Genomic DNA, 17,311 nt, shown 5'->3' on the forward strand with positions numbered 1-17,311 from the left:
CACTCTCAAGCCCGGCATCGGGCAGGGCCACCCCGGGACGGGGGCGCGCCGAGGCGACCGACGGGCGCGTTGATAGCCGCCTTCCCGGTATCTGGTCCAACTGCTGGTTTTGGCAAAATCCCTGCGATAGGCGAGTGGCTCGTCGGTCTCGTGAGCAACGAGTAAAGGGTGCCCCTTCCCGGCTGGTCCGTGCTCCGCCGTGATGCCGCAGCCTGATCGAGATACGCAGCCGGAAAGACGTTGGCTATCAGACGGCCCCGCCGCTCGCCGTCCAAGCAGCTGGCCACGTTCGCGTGTTCGTAGCTTTCGCATGTTCGTAGCTGGGGAGAGAACACCGTCCGCCGACACGCGATGTCATGCCCGGGAGTGGGGCCAGGCTGGGAGTCCGCTGTGCTCGTCACGCTGGCTTGATCAGTATCCGCTGGCGTCGCCCTCGGATCTCAGCGATGTGTGAGGTCGGCGGCGTACTCGGCTCCGAGGGCTCCGGCTTCGCGCTGCCACTTGTCGGCGGTGTGCTGATGGAGACCGAGCAGGCGATTCCGCCGCCGCCTCCCGGCGGGCACGAACCTCAACGATTCAGGGAACGCCGTACCGTACGACGCACCGGCGTTCGTTGCGAGGGGCGTTGAAATTAATTCGGTTACTTTCCCTCGGCAGCGGCGGTGAGACCAGCCCTTATGCTCAAATGAAATGCGCGGCAGCGGAATCGCGGCGGGCGAGGCATACGCAAGAGACGGCGGACCACGGGGAGTTGATTCAGCCGGTTCCCACCACCCGAGGCGGACTGGAGTGACGTCGCGATGGTGCTGGGCCGGGCGGGCGAGGTGAATCGTGGACTGATGTACCACGTGGAATTCCCTCGCCGGGATCTTCGCATGGTCTCCTACGGCATCACCATTACCCCACCGTTGGCCCTGAGTTCGAATGTGCCGTTCGTCCGTTACGCGGACGGCAGCACCATGGTGATGGGCGGTCTGGCCGTGACCGAGAGGGAATCGCAGCGGGTGGCCGACGCGCTGTACGCGCACGGGATCGGGCAGACAGCGATCCACAAGCATCTCCTCGCCCACGAGGCCCGCGACCAGCTCTGGCGCGAAAGCGAGGACATGGCCGGCATCCAGGTCTGATCGGCCGGAGTCCGGGTAAACGCTGCGGCACTCCCCGACCGTGGCTCAACGCCGGTCTGTCGCACGGGAGTCCGGGGTGGCCGCCGGTGACCAGCCGGGCGTCGGCTGCTCGCGGCAGTGGCACCCCGGCCAGAGCCCGCCGCAGCCGCGCGACGTCGAGACCGCCCCGGTTGAGGCCGGCGTAGAGGGCACCGTGTCCGCGGCGGTGCTCCGCTGCCAGGGCCAGGTCGACCAGCGACCGCACCGGCCCGTCGGTGCACAGTGCGGCGTCGGCCAGCTCGAACAGCGCGTCGGCGCGGGCGGTCAGGCAATTGTAGAAGTCGGTCCGGAACCGGGACAGCACGGGTCGGGGACTCGACGCGGACAGCGTCTTGCAGCGGATTCATCCTTGCGGCCTTGGAATGATCAACAGCGTCTCGACAACGCACAATGATCACACCAAGACCGCACCGCTGTCGCACCGGTTTTCAGCAGCCGGCTTGCGCCCAGCTAGCCACGTTGGACGGGGCGTTGAGAGTCCAAGCTGCCGTTCTGGCCGGTGGCGGGATGAGTAGCGCCTCCGTACCAGAGCTGGGTGTTTCCGCCGTAGCAGTCGTACTGGACCACAGGCGTGCTATTGCTGTGACTCCACTGCGCGTCCGCGCAATTGCCGCTGTCGATGTTGATGAGAAGGCCACCGGTCGCTCCCGCAGCGGGGGCACCGGGCCTGGGCGCGGCCGAGGTGCCGGCATCCGCCGCCGAAACGGGGGAGAGCAGTACCGTGCCGAGGGACAGAGCCGCTGCGGCCAGCGCGAGGGCCGTGCCGGTCATGGTCGGGATACGCATGCGTTGCAGCCTTCCGCCGTGGGGACGCCGCAATGACCGTGATTGACGCGGCGACTGACCGCCGAACGTCAGCAGTTCTTTCTCAGATCCTCAGGATCCAGTGTCTCGTGTGTGCAACATCAGGGGTCAGGGCCTTCCATCGCATGGCCGCACTACACCGTCCTGCCGGCTGACCGGCAAACCCTGACGGCCTACGACCGGAAAGACCCTGGAGAACCAGACCACCGCGCTGGTCTCCGCCCTGCCCGAACACCGAAAATCGCGTCGGCCGCCCGACAACAGTTCCCCCTCAACGACTCCTCATCGCCCCAACCAAGACAGCGAGGTCAGATCGCTGATGAGACGTCTGGCCGACCACGCCTACGGGTGCGTGTCCGTGATCGCGATGACCTCGTCGAGGTGGTCCAGGGCGGCCTGCAGGTCGTCGATCTTGGCCTGGATGCGCTCGCGCTCGGCTCGCAGCATGGCTCGTTGCTCGGCGTCGGTGTGCCCGGAGTCCCAGCACGGCAGGAGTTCGGTGATCCTTCGGCTGGTGAGGCCGGCGGCGAACATCTGCTGGAAGAAGCGGACCAGGGGGATGGCGTCCTGCCGGTACAGGCGCTGGCCGGACGGGCTGCGCTCCGCGATGAGCAGCCCTTGCTGCTCGTAGTAGCGCACGGCGCGCACTGAGACGCCGGCACCTCGTGCCACCTCGCCGATGCGGATCAACCGCTCGGCTGCGGCCACTGTGACAGTCATGGTGATTCCTCCCACCCCTGGCTCTGACGACCAGCACTTGCCTCTGACGCCAGCGTCAGGTTTTAGCGTACCGGCCATGGATATCAACAACTCCGTCGCCCTTGTCACCGGAGCCAACCGCGGCCTGGGCCGCGCCTTCGCCCAGCGCCTGCTCGAACGGGGCGCCCGCACGGTCTACGCGACGGCCCGCCGACCGGAGACCGTGGACCTGCCCGGAGTCGAGGTGCTGCCCCTCGACATCGCCGATCCCGCATCCGTGAGGGCCGCCGCCGAGGCCGCCCCGGACGTCTCGCTGCTCATCAACAACGCGGGAATCAGTACGGGGACCGACCTGGTGACCGGTTCGCTGGACGCGGTGCGGCACGAGCTGGAGACCAACATGTTCGGCCACCTGGGAATGATCCGGGAGTTCGCGCCGGCGCTCGCCAGGAACGGCGGGGGCGCGATCGTCAACGTTCTCTCCGCCATGTCGTGGTTCGGGGGCAAGGGCGCCAATGCCTACCACCTGACCAAGGCCGCCGCCTGGGCCATGACCAACGGCGTCCGCCTGGAGCTCGCCGAGCAGGGCACGCTCGTCACAGCGGTACACCTCGGCCTGGCCGACACCGACATGGCGGCGGGCTGGCCCGTGGACAAGATCGCTCCGTCGGACCTGGCCGACGCGGCGCTCGACGGTGTTGAGGCGGGCTCCGCCGAGGTCCTCGCCGACCAGTGGAGTCGGGACGTCAAGTCCCGTCTGCCGCTGACGCCGGAAGAGTTCAACGCCGCAATGGACCGCGCCCTGGCGGCGCTGATGGCGGCCTGAGGGGCCCCTCGGGCCGCACGGACTTCGGTCGGCTGCTTCTCCATCGGCCTCTCGAACTCCTCTACTTGAGGTTGAACTCGTGGTGTCGTGTCGCTGATCAGGCGGGTCCGATGGTCAGGCCGGTCTCGGCGAGGCAGCCGTCTATGAGGTGACTGCGGTACTGGATGAGGCGTAAGCCGCGTCGGATGCGCTGGTCGAGGTGTTCGGGGGTACTGAAGGCGACGTTGGTGAGCCATCCGCGTCGCAGGAGAGACCAGATGCCTTCGACGGGGTCGAGGTCGGGTGCGTAGGGCGGCAGGTAGTAGATGGTCAGCCACTCCCGGGCTGCCGCCCACTGCCGCAGGTCGGCGGCTTTGTGGACGTTGAGGTTGTCCCAGACCAGGACGATCGGGCCGCCGAGCTGCTGGTGGGCGGCGATCAGCAGGTCCCGGTAGTCGCGCCAGGAGAAGCTTTGCGCCCGTCGCGTCGGCCGTCGTCTCTGCGTGGCCGGTAGATCAGCCTTGAGCGGTGGCCGGGTTTGTAGCAGGTCAGTGCGGCAAGGGATATCCGTCTGCGGGAACGGCCTCGCACCCGCACCACCGGTGTCCGGCCGCGCTGGGACCAGGTCCTCGCCTGCGGCGGCGTCATGGAGAATCCGGCTTCGTCCTCGAAGACGAGCCAGGCTCCACGAGCCGCCGCGAGTCTTCCGCGCAGTGCCACACCTCCTTGACCCACCCGGCGACCGCGTCATCGTCCCGCTCGACAGCGCGTCGGGTTGGAACCTGGCAGGACCAGCCGTTGCGGACCAGGAGTTTCCGCACGCCCTGGATCGTGTACGTCAGGTGGAAGCGCCGGCCGATCACCGTTGTGACCCGCGCCGGCGTCCACCGCTGATCCTCCCAGCCATGCGCGGCCGGACCCTTGGCCAGCTCCGCTTCCAGCTGCGCGAACTCCTTTTCGCTCAGCCTCGGAAACGATGCCGGCCCCTGTGACCGCAGAGCACGTGGACCGCCCTCGTTCCACGTCCGCCGCCACCGCTGCACCGAACGGACGCTCACCCCTCCCCCGGCTGACCAGCAACTTCGACCGTCCCGACAACCCGCACCACCACTCCGGGAAAGTGGAGGAGCTGATCGAACCGGTCGCCGCCGCAGCCCGCCCGCGCAAGGTCTCAGCGGGTGGCGAGGTAGCCGAGCGTGGGGTGCGCTCGTTCCGTCCTCGGCCAACCCGGATTCAACCTGAGCCGAAGTGAGCGCAGACCCCGTGGGCGGTCCGGCGCGGTTTCTGGTCCAGCCGCGGGCCGTCATCATCGACGTCGTCGCCGCCATGGAGCCAGCTCTCGCGCCGGAGGTGGTGGAAGCGGTGGTCGACCGCGTGGCCGATACCCGGGCCAAGCAGCGGCGGCTGGCCCAGGCTCTGGAGGAAGATCCGGAGCTGTTGATCTCCGGCCGCCCGGCGGGGCCGCGGCTGGTCGAGCTGCTGATCCGCGGCCTGTTGCCGCAGGGCGCATCGCGGCTGGTCCTGCCGCGATGCGCCGACTGCGGCCGACCGAACGACTTGAAGCGGACCGACGGCGACCGGCGGTTGTGTGCGGCCTGCGGCAGGACGCTGAAGACCGTAGCCAGGGACGAGCAGGGACGTCCCCGGTGCTATCGGCACCGGCCCGTGGATGACGGCACCGCCGCCATCCAGGCCGTTGTCGAGCGCCTGGACACCGGCCTGGCGGGTGAGGAGATCCGCAGCCTGATCCAGCGGTCGCTAGGGCCCGTGTGATGTCGTGATCAATCGGCTGCTCGCACGAGGCACCGGCCACGCCGGCTGCACGCGGGCCTGGCAGCAGCGCAGCAGTGGCAGTGGATATGCGCGGGCGCGGTAGTTCGTCTCGATCCGGCCGGGTGTGCTTCGCCGCGCCGCTCAGAGGCGGCAGCTGATCTCCATGCCGTCCTCGACGGGGAACGTCACGCTCTGGTATCCGTTCGCCGGGTCGCGTACGTAGTCGAGGTACGGCCGCAGACTGCTCAGGCCGACGTCGTCGGCCACGACGAGTGTGCCGGGCCGCAGACGCGGCTCGAGAAGCCGCAGGACGGGCAGGCACAGCTCTTTCCAGCCGTCCAGCAGGACGAAGTCCGCGGGGTCGTCGAGGCCGCGGAGGGTGTCGCGGGCGTCTCCCTCCAGCATGGTGATCAGGTCGTCCAGGCCGGTCTCGGTGAAGGTCCGGCGGGTTGCGGCGATCTTGTCCTTGCTGAGTTCCGTGGTGATGACGCGTCCGGTGCCGTTGTCCCGTACGGCCGCGGCCAGGTACAGCGTGGAGATCCCGAAGGACATGCCGAACTCGACGACCGTGGCCGGGCGGACGGCCCGGACCAGGTTGTACAGCAGTTCCCCGCCTCTGGCGGAGATCGGCATGTAGACCTCCGCCACGGCGTCGGCCTGCTCCTGGGGTGTCAGCGGCGCGAACCCGCCGGGCAGCTGCGCGCTGACGCGCGCGGCAGTGACTTCGTCCTGCTCGGCTCGCTCGAACATCCGGCCGAGGGCTGCCTCGATGCGGGGGTCGGCAAGCGTGTGGGTGTGTGTCATGGGAGCTAGAGTAGACGCAACGTTGCGTCATTTCTAGGGGCGATACTCTGACCGACGGGAGGCGAAATGGCACCTGCGACAAACGCCGCCGAGGCGAGCAGCACCGGCGGATCGGGGCGGCGTCACCACGGCAACCGGCACGGACGCAGCGAACAGGCCCGGCTGGCAGTACTGCAGGTGGCCGACGGCCTGCTCGTCGAGAAGGGTTTCGCGGGCGTCACGATGGAGGGCATCGCCGCACGGGCCGGTGTGGCCAAGCAGACCATTTACCGCTGGTGGAAGAGTAAGACCGACGTCCTGATGGACGCCTTCCTCCAGGACGCGACCGAGGACCTTACGGCTCCCGATTCCGGCGACATCGCCCTCGACCTGCGCGACTATCTGCGCCGACTGGCGTGGTTCCTCAGTGAGTCCGACCCCGGCGCCGTCTTCAAGGCGCTGATCGCCCAGGCGCAGCACGATCCGGTGTTCGCCCAGGACTTCCGGTCCCGATACCTCGACGGGCAACGCCGCCGCGACCGCCTGCCGTTGGAGCGGGCCGTGGACAGGGGCCAACTGCCTGCGGACCTCGACATGGCGGCCGAGACGGACCAGCTCGTAGGCCCTCTCTACTACCGCGTGCTGGTGACCGACGAACCGATCAGCCACGAATTCACCGACGGGCTCGTCGACGCGTTCCTCCGACGGCACAAGTTGACGACGCGGACGAAGTCCTGACCGATCAGCAGACCCAGGGACTGTTAGGCCGTGTATCGAAATTGCAGCCCGGGCGTGAGGAAGAGCGGCTACTTCAGCGGCTTCGCTGACTGCCGGCCCGCTGCGGGCGCGAAGCCGGGCTCGATGAGATGGAAGATTTCCTCCACTGCGGCCAGCGGGTTCTCAGCGTCCCGGGCCAGGGAGTAGGCGTCCAGGGTGAAGCGGGCGAGCGCACGACAGGCGGTGGCGGACGTGGGTGCCTCGGGGTCTGAGGCGATGGCGGAGACGAGGGCCTGCTCGTGCCGCGCCTGCATGTGGGAGGCGTAGCCACGCAGGGTGGCCGAGCTTTCGACGAGGGCCCAGAACGAGATGGATTTCGGTGTGGAGAACCATCGGGCGGCGTTGAGCGCTTCGGCGCGCAGCGCGTTGAGCAGTGGCTGATCGGGGCTCCGGTTCGCTACGGCGCCGACCAGGCGTTCTTCGTGGTGTTCGTCTTGGTCGAAGACCAGTGCCTCCTTGGAGGCGAAGTGTGAGAACACGGTGGTCACGGCGACGTCCGCTTCCCGTGCCACGTCGCGCATGCCCACCTCGTCATAGCCGTGTTCCACGAAGAGGCGCAGCGCGACCTCCGCGATGTGGTTCCGCGTCGCCGCCTTCTTGCGCTCCCGGCGCCCCACCTTCGGATCCATCGGACCAGGGTAGCAAAGCCTAACGTGTTACGAATTCCTAACTTGTTAGCGTTATGGTTCGCGCATGACTGCCACTGAAGTTCTCATCGCGGGAGCCGGCCCGACCGGCCTGATCACCGCTGCGACCTTGGCCCGCAAGGGGGTGAAGGTGCGCATCGTCGACGCTCAACCCGGACCACGGCTCGGGAGTCGGGGCAAGGGCGTCCAGCCGCGCACGCTCGAACTCCTGGACGGCTTCGGTGTGGCAGGGCGCTTGCTCGCCGCCGGACGGTCCCGCCTGGTCATCCGGTACGTAGACCCGGACGGCAGCGTGCACGAGCACGACATGACCAAGGGTGTCGAGCCGACACCGACCACACCGTTCGCCCGCCCGGTGGTTCTGCCGCAGTGGCGACTGGAAGAAACCCTGCGTGACCTGCTCGCGGGGTACGGCGCCAGGGTCGAATTCGGCACGAGCCTGGCCGGCATGCGGCCCGGCGATGACGAGGTCACCGTCGAACTCTCCTCAGGCGAGCGCTTGCGCGCCGGATGGCTGGTCGGCGCGGACGGCGGGTCCAGCACCGTCCGCAAGCTCGCGGGCGTGTCGTTCCTCGGGGTGACCCGCGAAGAACGGCAGATGCTGCTCGGGGACTTCCGCCTCGACGGCGTTGACCGTGACTGGTGGCACGCCCGTCGCCGATCCGGTGGTCAGCGCCTGTCGCTGGTGCCGCTGCCCGCGACCGATTCGTTCGTGCTCCACGCCGAGATCGACGACAGCGACGGCGACATCGAGCCGACACTCGCCACCTACCAGGCTCTCGTCGACGACGCCTACGGCCGCGGAGTCGTCACGCTCCGCGAAGCCCTGTGGACCTCGCGCTGGCGCTACAACGAGCGGATGGTCGACCGCTACCGCATCGGGCGCGTCCTGCTCGCCGGAGACGCCGCCCACGTCCACGCACCCGCGGGCGCCCAGGGCATGAATACTGGCATCCACGACGGGATCAACCTCGGGTGGAAACTGGCCTCGGTCCTCAACGGCGCGCCCGAGCCGCTGCTGGACACCTACGAGCAAGAACGGCTGCCGATGGCCGCAGCCGTGCTGGGCCTTTCCAAGGAGTTGCTGACGCGCTTCGCGCGGTTCGAGGACTCCGACCTCGGTGCGATGTCCGGCCTTGGGATCACCTACCGTGGCGGCCCGCTCAGCCCGCCCTGGGACGGCGCCGGCCCGCACCCGGGCGACCGCAGCCCCGACGCGCTCTGCTCCTGGCCCGACGGGCGCCCGGTGCGCCTGTTCGAGCTGCAGCGCGGCGGCGACTGGACGCTCTACCAGTTCGGCGTCGGCCCACTGCCCGACCTCGCCGGGGTCCATGCCTACTCGATCGGCTCCGACCTGCTCGACCCGCACGCCACGGCACGGTCGGCGTATCAGGCTCACGGCGACGAACTCATCCTGGTCCGCCCGGACGGACACATCGGACTGCGCGCCCAGGACGCAGCCGCCGTCACCGCTTACCTGGCCGCCGTGACGGCAAGCTGAGCGGGAACTCGGTCACTTCACCCAAGAAGTGGAGGAGGACGACTTCGCCTGCGTCTTCTGCAGCAGCGATCTTCCTGCGGCGTGGAACGGGGATCCCAGCGTGTGGCCGCGGAGGTCATAGCCACTCGTTGATGGCAGCGATGAGGACAGTCGCCTCGTAGCGGACCGCGAGCTTGTCGTATCGCGTAGCGACAGCGCGGTACCTCTTGAGGCGGTTGATCCCACACTCCACCGCATGACGCTCGCGGTAGTCGACCGGGTCGAAGCGCGGTGGCCGGCCACCGCGGGGTCCGAGCTTCCGGCGGTTGCGTGCTTGGTCAGCCTTGTCGGGGATGGTGCAGCGGATTCCGCGGCGGCGCAGGTAGGCGCGGTTCTTGCGGGAGGCGTACGCCTTGTCCGCGCGAATCCGGTTAGGGCGGACGCGTGGCCGGCCAGGCCCGATGCGGGGCACACGGACTTTTGCCAGGACGGATTCGACCTGCGGCGAGTCCCCGCGCTGCCCGGCGGTCACCACAATCGCCATGGGCTTCTGACCCTGCTCGACGGCCAGGTGGAGCTTGGTGGTGAACCCGCCGCGCGACCGTCCCAGTCCGTGATCTTCGGGCTCTTCATGGACACCGCCTGGTGGTTCCTTCTGCAGGTCACCCTTCCTTCGGGCGCCGGCGGCATGCTGGTGGGCGCGGCAGACCGTGGAGTCGACGTTCAGGTCCCAGACGATCTCTCCCTCCGCGTCGGCCAGGGATTGGAGGCGGGTGAGGATGCGGTGCCAAGTGCCATTGCGCTGCCATCGGCGGAACAGGTCGTAGACCCGGTTCCACGGTCCAAACTCGACGGGCACGTCCCGCCACAGAACACCGGTCCGGACCCGGAACCGTATGCCGTCGATCAGCTGCCGCCGAGGCCAGACGGGTGGCCGCCCCACCTTCATCCCCCTCGGCAACAACGGCTCCAGCATTGCCCACTGCTCGTTTGTGAGATCTCCCCGACCCATGAACTGCGATCATGCACAGCCTAAAATCCTCTTTCGATACACGGCCTAGGGCGTCTGACAAAGAGGCAGTGTTCAGGTGGACAGACAGGTGCACCGACCGAGCCCGTCCGCGACCGCAGACGGCGACCCCATCGGGACGGGGCGATGCGACGGAGGTCGGGAATGGCCGCGACGTACAATCGCAGTGAGGGCGAAGCGCCAGGCCGAGATTCCGGCACCGGTGTGAGGGAGGGGTCAGGATGTTCGGTTCGAAGAAGAAGCTCAACGATCTGATGGCGCAGCTCAGGCCCGACCTGAGTCCTGAATCGCTCGGCGTCGGGCCCGACTTCCCGGGCGTCGCCCCGAACCCGCTCCTGAGTAGTGATGCACGGAAGCGCAATGCGGAACTGCGTACGGGGGCGCTTGCGCTCGGCGTTCTCGTCGACTGGCGGGAGGTCAGCAGCGACGGCAGTCCACGCGTGGTCCTGATGTTCGACGTGGAGACCGCCGACGGCATCTCGTTCCGCGGTATCGCAGACGAAGACCTCACGATCACCGAGCTCACCCGACTCGCCCCAGGACAGACGTTGCCCGTGCGCTACCGGCCGGCCGTCATGGACCACTACGTCTCCCTTGCCCGGGACGCGGACCCCGCCCACGTGCAGCAGCTCTCTGACGAGATCGCGAGCCGCAAGCGGACCTGACCCGAAGCCATTGGCCGGATCCCTAGGTGTGTTGTTCGGACAGGTTGGTGACGCGGCTGGCGGGTGTTTGGCCTGTGATGCCGGTGTGGGGTCGGTGGTAGTTGTACCAATCGATCCGGTCGGTGAACGCGGCCTGTCGTTCGGTATCTGAGGCGTAGGGCCGCTGGTAGGCCCATTCCTCCAGCAGGGTGCGGTGGAAGCGTTCGACCTTGCCGTTGATCTGGCCGCCAGGGCCTGGTCCAGCGTGAGCTGATGCCCAGATCGCGGCAGGTCTGGCGCCAGGTGTTCTTGCTGTAGGCCCAGGCGGTGCGACGGCCTGCGCTCGGCGAAGCTGGTCGTTGGGGGCGCGACGTGCGGCAACACAGCTGACCCTGATCATTAACGGTCATGTTATTGCCACGGTCCGCGTTCGGGTCTACGGTCGTCTCCTCTCCGTTCTACAGGCGTAGACCCAGAAGGAGCTCCGACGTGAGCAGAACCGTCATCCGGGGTGGACTGGTCCTCACCGCCGCCGACGAGGTCGAGGCCGACGTCCTGGTGGAAGGCGAGCGGATCGCCGCCGTCGCCGAGCGCGGCAGTGCCTTCGCGGAGAGCTGGACCGCCGATCACGTCATCGACGCCACCGGGAAGTACGTCATCCCCGGCGGCGTCGACGCCCACACCCACATGGAACTGCCGTTCGGCGGCACGAACGGCGCATAGTCACAGACGTTCGCGGCCCGCCCAAAACGGACCTCCTGCTCGAACCTGACGAGCAGGAGGTTTCTTCATGTCCGGTCCCCGCATCCTCGGCGCCCTGCGACTGTCCGTCGCCCGCGACGAGAGCACCTCGGAGGAACGCCCCGCACCCGCGGGGATGTTCCTGGCACCCTGCGCCGCGTTGATGGACCGCAGGGGTCCGCCCCGCACCCGCGGGAGGTGGCCCGGTCGGTGAAGGCCAGCCGGTTCAGGCCGTAGCGGACCAGGACGCGGTGGACGGTGGCCGGGTTCAGCCGCGGCAGGCCGGCGATCCGGGCCGGTCCCCACCGGCGGGTGAGGCGGACCTTGATGATCCGGCGTTCGGTGCGGGTCGGGGTGCGGCGTGGGCTGTGGTGCGGGCGGCTGGAGCGGTCGCACATCCCGGCCCTGCCCTCCGCCCGGTAGCGGTCTGCCCACCGCTTCGCTGGCGTGACGGAGACCTGGAAGTGTTCAGCGGCCCGGCGCAGCGGCCAGGCGCAGGCGTCCGGTTTCGGTCAGCGGGGCATTACGGTGGGGCATGAGGGCCTCTCTGGTCGCCGGTGCAGATGTCGCAATCCACACCGAGCCAGAAGGCCCTCACCCATTTCAAGATCCCCAAGCCGAGACTTACGTCACCAACCTCCGTGGACAGAACACCTGTGCTGTCCCGTGAGGTTGGTGCCACGAAGCCCTGAGAGTGGACTCTTGCGTGCAGTCAGCGCACCAGAGGGAGGAAGATCGTGTCGATGATCTCCTCAAGGACGTGATCGGGCACCGGGGCGAACGTCGAGAGGATCTCGTGGCGCAGCAGGACGAAGGGGAGGGTCTTGATGCGCTCGGTAAGGAGGTCCGACTTGATCTCGCCGCGGCTGACGGAACGCTCGAAGAGCATGTCGAGGTCTGCCGTGCGGCCCGTCGCGACGGGATCGAACAGGCTGTTGGGGCTTCTTCCAGTTGCCCGGTAGTAGCTAGCCAGGTGGGCGTACATCACGGTGATCAACTGCACGTGGGAGGTGGCGATCTCCCGCATGAGAGTGAGGAGGTCCTCCCGCAGGCTTCCCGTGTCGGGAACGGCGGGACGGGACTCCTTGAGGATGTGGACGATGGTGGCCCGGATGAGTTCGTCGCGGTCGGACCAGCGACGGTAGAGCACAGGAGGGCTGGTGGCTGCCCGCTTGACGACGGCATCCATGGTGAATCTGGCATAGCCGTTGTCGATGAGCTCTTCCCAGGCCGCATCGAGCAGTGCCGTCTCCAGTGCCGCCCCGCGGCGCCGCTGAGCCATCGCTCAACCTCCCAGCGTAGATAGATTTGCCTTTCTTACGGTACAGGCTTACCTTGACGAGAGTAAGAACTATCTCTCTATCTTAAGGTGCTGGTCGTGAGCACTTCCCACGAGGCCGGGCCCGCCCCCACCGATCCCGGCCGTGTCGATCCCGTCGTGCTGCGCATGGCGATCACCTTGATCGTCGGCGCTCTCGCTGCGGTCTTCGACACCACCATGATCAGCATCGCCTTGAACGACCTGGCCAAAGACCTTGACGCCCCGTTGTCGACCATCCAGTGGGTCAGTACCGGCTACATGCTGGCCCTGGCCATCGCGATGCCGCTCACTGGATGGGCCCAGTCACGACTCGGCGGTCGGCGCCTGTGGGTCGCGGCTCTGGGCGGGTTCCTGGTCGGTTCGATCCTGAGTGCCCTGGCCTGGAGCGCCACCAGCCTCATTGTCTTTCGGCTCGTCCAGGGCCTGGCGGGCGGCATCATGATGCCGCTGATGTACACCCTGCTCATGCAGGCGGCCAAGGGCCGCAACATCGGTAAGGTGATGGCGATCATCACCGTGCCGACGGCGCTCGGCCCGATCCTCGGTCCGGTCATGGGCGGTCTCATCCTCCACCTGGCCGACTGGCGGTGGCTGTTCTTCGTCAACGTCCCCTTCTGCCTCGTGGGCATGTGGCTCGCCTGGCGCAACCTGCCCGACGACCGACCCGCACCTGGCCACCCCCGCGCCGGCCTGGACGTCGTCGGCCTGCTCCTGCTGTGCCCGGGTTTCGCAGCCCTCCTCTATGGCCTGTCCCGCGTCGACGGGAGCACGGGCTTCGTCAGTGCTCCGATCCTCATCCCGCTACTCGCCGGACTCCCTCTGGTCGGGGGCTTCATCGCTTGGGCGCTCACCCGGAAGACCGGCTCGCTGGTCAACGTGCGCATGTTCCAGCACCGTTCAGTGGCCTCGTCCTCCGCCTTGCTCTTCCTCGGCGGCATCTCCCTGTTCGGCTCGATGATGCTGCTGCCCCTGTACTTCCAGCAGGTCCGAGGCGCGACCCCGCTCGGCGCCGGACTCCTGCTCATCCCCCAAGGAGTCGGCGCCCTCGTCGCCCGCGGCGTGGCCGGCAGATACATGGACCGCGTCGGCCCCCGCGCGGTGGGACTCGTGGCCTTCGCCTTCGTCGCCGCATCCACCGTGCCATTCGCCTTCGTCACCGCCGACACCAGCGAGATCCTGCTCATGGCAGCACTGTTCATCCGAGGGATCGCCCTGGGCGCCGCCATGATCGCGCCCATGGGGGCCGGCTTCGTCGGGCTGGAGCGCGAGGAAATCCCTGACGCCAGCATCATCACCCGTGTCGCTCAGCAGATCGGTGGCGCAGTGGGGGTCGCCGTCCTCATGGTCGTCCTCCAGCAGAACATCGGCGACGGCCACACCCCCAGCGCACTGGCAGGCGGCTTCGACCACGCGTTCTGGTGGTCCGTGGCCCTCAGCGCCGCCGCTATTCCGCTCTGCCTGCTGCTGCCCGGCCGCCCCGAGCCTGCCCCTGCCGGCAGCAAAGCAGAGAAGACCGACAAGCCGACTGATTCGACCGCACCGTGAGCGCGACGGCGGCGCCACCTCCTGAGACGGCGCAGGTCAAAGCGACAGGCACGCAGCGCTGGCACCTCGATGGACTGATATGGCGGGGCACCCCAACGCCCCGCTGACGCCGGAAGGGCGTCGCCGACTATGTGAACGCGTGGACACCGGTCGTCCGATCGCCCACGTCGCGGCGGAAGCCGGGATCTCCCGCCGCTGCCTTGCCAAGTGGTACGCCCGCTGCGCTCGCACGGCGAGAGCGCTACTCGACCACTCCTCCCGCCCGCACACAAGCCCGGCCCGTGCCAGCGAGTCGCTTGCCGACCTTGTTGAGGCGCTGCGGAGACAGACCAAACACGGACCCGCCCGCCTCGCCGGCGACCTTCAACGCCTGCACGGCGTCACGATCGCGCCAGCCACCGTGCACCGCATCCTTGTCCGTCGAGGACTCAACCGGCTCCGTGACCTGGACCCGCCGAGCGGCGAGCAGTTGCGCGAGGTCGTCCGCTACGAGCACGAACGCGTCGGCGACATGGTCCACGTCGACGTCAAGAAGCTCGGACGCATCCCGGCCGGTGGCGGGTGGCGGATGCACGGCGTCGGCACCGACGCTGCCCGCGCGTCCAAACGCACCGGTCAGGGCACCCGCAACGTCGGATACACGTACCTGCACTCGGCGCTCGACGACCACTCCCGGCTCGCCTACACCGAGGCACTGGACGACGAGAAGGCGGTCACCGCGGTCGCCTTCTGGCACCGCGCCGTCGCGTTCTTCGCCGCCCACGGCGTCACGCCTATCCGTCGCTGCCTCACCGACAACGGCTCGTGCTACCGGTCCACGACCTGGGCCCACGCCCTCGCCGCGACCGGTACGAAGCACAAGCGGACCAGGCCCTACACCCCGCGCACGAACGGGAAGGCGGAGCGCTACAACGGGACACTCGCCCGCGAGTGGGCCTATGTCCGTGACTACATGTCCGAGCACGAACGGCGCGTCGCCCTCACGGGCTTCGTGAACTACTACAACCACGAGCGACCTCATGCCGCTCTCGGCGGTCGACCGCCCATCAGCCGGACCGCCGGGGAGCGACTACCGGCTCGTCTTCGACCAGCCGCCCAACCCACTCATCGATATCCCGCAGCAGCTCAGCTTCGACGACTTCGTGTAACCAACCTCCCAAGACACCACACCTAGCGGAGCCACCCGACGCCCGCCAGGGTGAGCCGGCCCCACCAGACAGGCCGGGGGGTGGGGCGGCGGACGGCAGGCGGCGAGAACCCAGCGAAGAGCGTGAGTGGATGACTACACTTCGTTCGGTGCTCGCTTGCTCGGTCTGTGTGAGCGCTCCGCAGCGTGGAGTTGGGGTGATGTGGGCGCCCCCATGGCGGGAGGTGCGGGGCCTCGCGTACTAGGCGCGCCCGCCTTCCGGCCAGCCCGCCGGGGGCGGGGTGATGAGGTGTTCTGCGGGCTGGGTACGGCTCTTGCCCGCGTCTGAGGCGGCAAGGGGGATGTTTTCCGGACGCGATTGAGGAAGGGATTCGTCCCGTGGGCAAAACGATCGTTGATGAGGAACGCGCCGCGTTCCTCCGTGAGAGGGTCCTTGAGGCTCTGATCGCCAGCGGGGACATCGTCTCCGAGCGGGTCGGGTCTGTGATGCGCCGGGTGCCACGGCATCTGTTTGTGCCGGATGTGGCCTTGGATGACGCCTACGCCACCTTCAAAGCGGTGGTGACGAAGAGGAATGGGCAGGGAGTGGCCGTCAGTTCGGTGTCCGCGCCGCAGATTCAGGCGATGATGCTGGAGCAGGCCGGGATCGAGCCGGGGATGCGGGTTCTGGAGGTGGGGTCCGGCGGCCTGAACGCCGCGTATCTGGCCGAGCTGGTCGGGGACTCGGGGGAGGTCACCACCGTCGACATCGATCCGGAGGTCACAGCTCGCGCCGAGCGGCTGCTGGCAGAGACCGGCTTCGGGCAGCGTGTGCGGGTTGTGCTGGCTGACGCCGGGGAGGGCGTGCCGGAGTATGCCCCGTACGACAGGATTCTGATCACGGCGGGAGCCGGGGACATCCCGCCGGCGTGGGTCGCGCAACTGACCGGGTCCGGCCGGCTGGTGGTGCCGCTGCGGGTCAAGGGACTGACCCGGTCGATCGGTTTCCAGCGGGTCGGCGGCCACCTCGTGAGCACTTCGGCACGTGTGTGCGGCTTCGTCCCGATGCAGGGGGCCGAGACGCACCAGGAGCCGCCGCAGGTGGTGAACAGCACCGGCGCGATCACCCTGGAGTTCGATGACGGGACGCCTCCCGGCCCGGGTGTGCTGGACGAGGCGCTGCGCACCCCTCGGACGGAGGTGTGGACGGGGGTAGCGGTCGGGCGCCAGGAACTCATCGACACCCTGCGGCTGTACCTGACCACGGTGCTGGACGGCTTCTGCTTCATGTCCGTCGAGCCCGGCCGGGACACCGGGCTGGTTGCCCCGCGGAACAAGCGGTCCTCCGTCGCGGCGATGGAAGGGAAGGACTTCGTCTACGTCACCACGCGCCTGACCCCGGATGAGACGGAGGTCGAGTACGGAGTCCACGCCTTCGGCCCCGGTGGTCCCGCCCTCGCCGAAACAGTGGCTGACCATGTGCGCACCTGGGCAGAGAACCACCGTGGCGGGCCCGGCCCGCACATCGCCGTCTACCCGGCCGGCACTCCCGACGATCGGCTGTCCGGTCAGCGGGTCATCGACAAGAAGCACTGCCGGGTCACGCTCTCCTGGTCCCCGGCCGCGAGCGCCATCGGGGACCAGGGCATCCTGCACCACCCCACTGAGGAAGGTAAGGAGTGATCGAGATGGCGGATCTCCGCGTCTCGGACAGCGCCACCGTGCTGGCCGAACCGCCGGACACGGGCGAGGTCGATGACGAGTTCACGCTGGACGTGCGTGTCGTGGTGTCCACCCGGCTCAGCACGAAGTCGGATTGCGCCACCGACGACGGCTGTGGCCCGACCTGCGAGGACGGCGCCAGCGCCTGCGACTCGTTCATTGACGACCCTGCCTGAACGGCTCCGGAGGATGGTCCGGGCCTGTCCCTTGAGCTGACTGCTCCGTGGTGTCCGCTGGTGGTGTGCCGG

15 protein-coding genes and 6 pseudogenes are annotated in these 17,311 nt (G+C 68.2%); 11 read left to right on the top strand and 10 right to left on the bottom strand.

Features of this window, described 5'->3' with window-relative positions; genetic code table 11:
• The first annotated feature begins 800 nt into the window (after positions 1-800).
• Positions 801-1,127 (top strand): DUF1259 domain-containing protein, encoded by a 327-nt coding sequence (locus OIE51_RS05355; protein WP_442811868.1) that lies wholly within the window; start codon positions 801-803, stop codon positions 1,125-1,127.
• A gap of 88 nt (positions 1,128-1,215) precedes the next feature.
• On the opposite strand, the pseudogene OIE51_RS05360 reads toward OIE51_RS05355, so the two are convergent.
• From OIE51_RS05360 to OIE51_RS05370, 3 genes and pseudogenes are all read right to left on the bottom strand, one after another.
• Positions 1,216-1,494, bottom strand: a pseudogene (locus OIE51_RS05360) (transposase); the annotation flags it as partial.
• A gap of 122 nt (positions 1,495-1,616) precedes the next feature.
• Positions 1,617-1,952, bottom strand: a complete 336-nt coding sequence (locus OIE51_RS05365) for an RICIN domain-containing protein (protein ID WP_326595913.1) — start codon at positions 1,950-1,952, stop codon at positions 1,617-1,619.
• A gap of 360 nt (positions 1,953-2,312) precedes the next feature.
• Positions 2,313-2,690, bottom strand: coding sequence for a MerR family DNA-binding transcriptional regulator (locus OIE51_RS05370; protein WP_210590149.1), 378 nt, complete (start codon positions 2,688-2,690; stop codon positions 2,313-2,315).
• 76 nt (positions 2,691-2,766) lie between these two features.
• Between OIE51_RS05370 and OIE51_RS05375 the strand changes: the two genes are divergently transcribed.
• Positions 2,767-3,495 (top strand): SDR family oxidoreductase, encoded by a 729-nt coding sequence (locus tag OIE51_RS05375; protein WP_326595918.1) that lies wholly within the window; start codon positions 2,767-2,769, stop codon positions 3,493-3,495.
• Positions 3,496-3,592: 97 nt separating this feature from the next.
• Here OIE51_RS05375 and OIE51_RS26870 read toward each other — a convergent pair.
• Positions 3,593-4,532: pseudogene (locus tag OIE51_RS26870) on the bottom strand (IS630 family transposase); the annotation flags it as partial.
• Positions 4,533-4,722: 190 nt separating this feature from the next.
• Between OIE51_RS26870 and OIE51_RS05390 the strand changes: the two are divergent.
• Positions 4,723-5,247, top strand: coding sequence for a hypothetical protein (locus tag OIE51_RS05390; protein ID WP_326600819.1), 525 nt, complete (start codon positions 4,723-4,725; stop codon positions 5,245-5,247).
• Positions 5,248-5,388: 141 nt separating this feature from the next.
• On the opposite strand, the gene OIE51_RS05395 is transcribed toward OIE51_RS05390, so the two are convergent.
• Positions 5,389-6,051 carry an O-methyltransferase gene (locus OIE51_RS05395; RefSeq protein WP_326595922.1) on the bottom strand — a complete coding sequence of 221 codons (663 nt, stop codon included), beginning with the start codon at positions 6,049-6,051 and terminating at the stop codon, positions 5,389-5,391.
• Positions 6,052-6,117: 66 nt separating this feature from the next.
• Here OIE51_RS05395 and OIE51_RS05400 point away from each other — a divergent pair, with 66 nt between their 5' ends.
• The gene (locus tag OIE51_RS05400; RefSeq protein ID WP_326595924.1) at positions 6,118-6,768 is read left to right on the top strand and encodes a TetR/AcrR family transcriptional regulator; all 651 of its coding nucleotides are present in this window, start codon (positions 6,118-6,120) and stop codon (positions 6,766-6,768) included.
• A 68-nt stretch (positions 6,769-6,836) separates the two neighbouring features.
• Here OIE51_RS05400 and OIE51_RS05405 read toward each other — a convergent pair whose 3' ends face one another.
• Entirely contained in the window at positions 6,837-7,436 is a 600-nt protein-coding gene (locus tag OIE51_RS05405; RefSeq protein ID WP_326595926.1) for a TetR/AcrR family transcriptional regulator, read from the bottom strand.
• A 64-nt stretch (positions 7,437-7,500) separates the two neighbouring features.
• On the opposite strand from OIE51_RS05405, the gene OIE51_RS05410 reads away from it, so the two are divergent.
• Positions 7,501-8,955, top strand: coding sequence for an FAD-dependent monooxygenase (locus OIE51_RS05410; protein ID WP_326595928.1), 1,455 nt, complete (start codon positions 7,501-7,503; stop codon positions 8,953-8,955).
• Between the two features lie 115 nt (positions 8,956-9,070).
• Here OIE51_RS05410 and OIE51_RS05415 read toward each other — a convergent pair whose 3' ends face one another.
• Complete coding sequence (locus OIE51_RS05415) at positions 9,071-9,946, bottom strand: IS5 family transposase (protein ID WP_326595930.1); 876 nt, start codon at positions 9,944-9,946, stop codon at positions 9,071-9,073.
• A gap of 239 nt (positions 9,947-10,185) precedes the next feature.
• On the opposite strand from OIE51_RS05415, the gene OIE51_RS05420 reads away from it, so the two are divergent.
• Entirely contained in the window at positions 10,186-10,629 is a 444-nt protein-coding gene (locus tag OIE51_RS05420; RefSeq protein WP_326595932.1) for a hypothetical protein, read from the top strand.
• A gap of 22 nt (positions 10,630-10,651) precedes the next feature.
• On the opposite strand, the pseudogene OIE51_RS05425 reads toward OIE51_RS05420, so the two are convergent.
• A pseudogene (locus OIE51_RS05425) lies at positions 10,652-10,883 on the bottom strand (integrase core domain-containing protein); the annotation flags it as partial.
• 214 nt (positions 10,884-11,097) lie between these two features.
• Between OIE51_RS05425 and OIE51_RS05430 the strand changes: the two are divergent.
• A pseudogene (locus OIE51_RS05430) lies at positions 11,098-11,328 on the top strand (dihydropyrimidinase); the annotation flags it as partial.
• A gap of 212 nt (positions 11,329-11,540) precedes the next feature.
• Here the strand turns inward: OIE51_RS05430 and OIE51_RS05435 are convergent.
• Together OIE51_RS05435 and OIE51_RS05440 are read right to left on the bottom strand one after the other, a co-directional pair.
• A pseudogene (locus OIE51_RS05435) lies at positions 11,541-11,886 on the bottom strand (helix-turn-helix domain-containing protein); the annotation flags it as partial.
• A gap of 175 nt (positions 11,887-12,061) precedes the next feature.
• On the bottom strand, positions 12,062-12,631 hold the full coding sequence (locus tag OIE51_RS05440; protein WP_326595934.1) for a TetR/AcrR family transcriptional regulator: 570 nt from the start codon (positions 12,629-12,631) through the stop codon (positions 12,062-12,064).
• Positions 12,632-12,727: 96 nt separating this feature from the next.
• Between OIE51_RS05440 and OIE51_RS05445 the strand changes: the two genes are divergently transcribed.
• From OIE51_RS05445 to OIE51_RS05460, 4 genes and pseudogenes are all read left to right on the top strand, one after another.
• On the top strand, positions 12,728-14,215 hold the full coding sequence (locus OIE51_RS05445) for an MDR family MFS transporter (RefSeq protein WP_442811869.1): 1,488 nt from the start codon (positions 12,728-12,730) through the stop codon (positions 14,213-14,215).
• Between the two features lie 79 nt (positions 14,216-14,294).
• Positions 14,295-15,269, top strand: a pseudogene (locus tag OIE51_RS05450) (IS481 family transposase); the annotation flags it as partial.
• A gap of 471 nt (positions 15,270-15,740) precedes the next feature.
• Positions 15,741-17,024 carry a methyltransferase, FxLD system gene (gene fxlM / locus OIE51_RS05455; protein WP_326595936.1) on the top strand — a complete coding sequence of 428 codons (1,284 nt, stop codon included), beginning with the start codon at positions 15,741-15,743 and terminating at the stop codon, positions 17,022-17,024.
• 5 nt (positions 17,025-17,029) lie between these two features.
• Positions 17,030-17,239: an FxLD family lanthipeptide gene (locus OIE51_RS05460; protein ID WP_326595938.1), complete on the top strand. Its 210-nt coding sequence runs from the start codon at positions 17,030-17,032 to the stop codon at positions 17,237-17,239.
• The last annotated feature ends 72 nt before the right edge of the window (positions 17,240-17,311 follow it).

Origin of the sequence: Streptomyces sp. NBC_01803, from assembly GCF_035917415.1 — a bacterium.
Lineage (GTDB): Bacteria > Actinomycetota > Actinomycetes > Streptomycetales > Streptomycetaceae > Streptomyces.

What these genes read in the sequence shown, in the direction of transcription:
- OIE51_RS05355 (WP_442811868.1), top strand. Translation starts at nt 801, where the DNA reads ATGGTGCTGGGCCGGGCGGGCGAGGTGAATCGTGGACTGATGTACCAC.
- OIE51_RS05365 (WP_326595913.1), bottom strand. Translation starts at nt 1,952, where the DNA reads ATGCGTATCCCGACCATGACCGGCACGGCCCTCGCGCTGGCCGCAGCG.
- OIE51_RS05370 (WP_210590149.1), bottom strand. Translation starts at nt 2,690, where the DNA reads ATGACTGTCACAGTGGCCGCAGCCGAGCGGTTGATCCGCATCGGCGAG.
- OIE51_RS05375 (WP_326595918.1), top strand. Translation starts at nt 2,767, where the DNA reads ATGGATATCAACAACTCCGTCGCCCTTGTCACCGGAGCCAACCGCGGC.
- OIE51_RS05395 (WP_326595922.1), bottom strand. Translation starts at nt 6,051, where the DNA reads ATGACACACACCCACACGCTTGCCGACCCCCGCATCGAGGCAGCCCTC.
- OIE51_RS05400 (WP_326595924.1), top strand. Translation starts at nt 6,118, where the DNA reads ATGGCACCTGCGACAAACGCCGCCGAGGCGAGCAGCACCGGCGGATCG.
- OIE51_RS05405 (WP_326595926.1), bottom strand. Translation starts at nt 7,436, where the DNA reads ATGGATCCGAAGGTGGGGCGCCGGGAGCGCAAGAAGGCGGCGACGCGG.
- OIE51_RS05410 (WP_326595928.1), top strand. Translation starts at nt 7,501, where the DNA reads ATGACTGCCACTGAAGTTCTCATCGCGGGAGCCGGCCCGACCGGCCTG.
- OIE51_RS05415 (WP_326595930.1), bottom strand. Translation starts at nt 9,946, where the DNA reads ATGGGTCGGGGAGATCTCACAAACGAGCAGTGGGCAATGCTGGAGCCG.
- OIE51_RS05420 (WP_326595932.1), top strand. Translation starts at nt 10,186, where the DNA reads ATGTTCGGTTCGAAGAAGAAGCTCAACGATCTGATGGCGCAGCTCAGG.
- OIE51_RS05440 (WP_326595934.1), bottom strand. Translation starts at nt 12,631, where the DNA reads ATGGCTCAGCGGCGCCGCGGGGCGGCACTGGAGACGGCACTGCTCGAT.
- OIE51_RS05460 (WP_326595938.1), top strand. Translation starts at nt 17,030, where the DNA reads ATGGCGGATCTCCGCGTCTCGGACAGCGCCACCGTGCTGGCCGAACCG.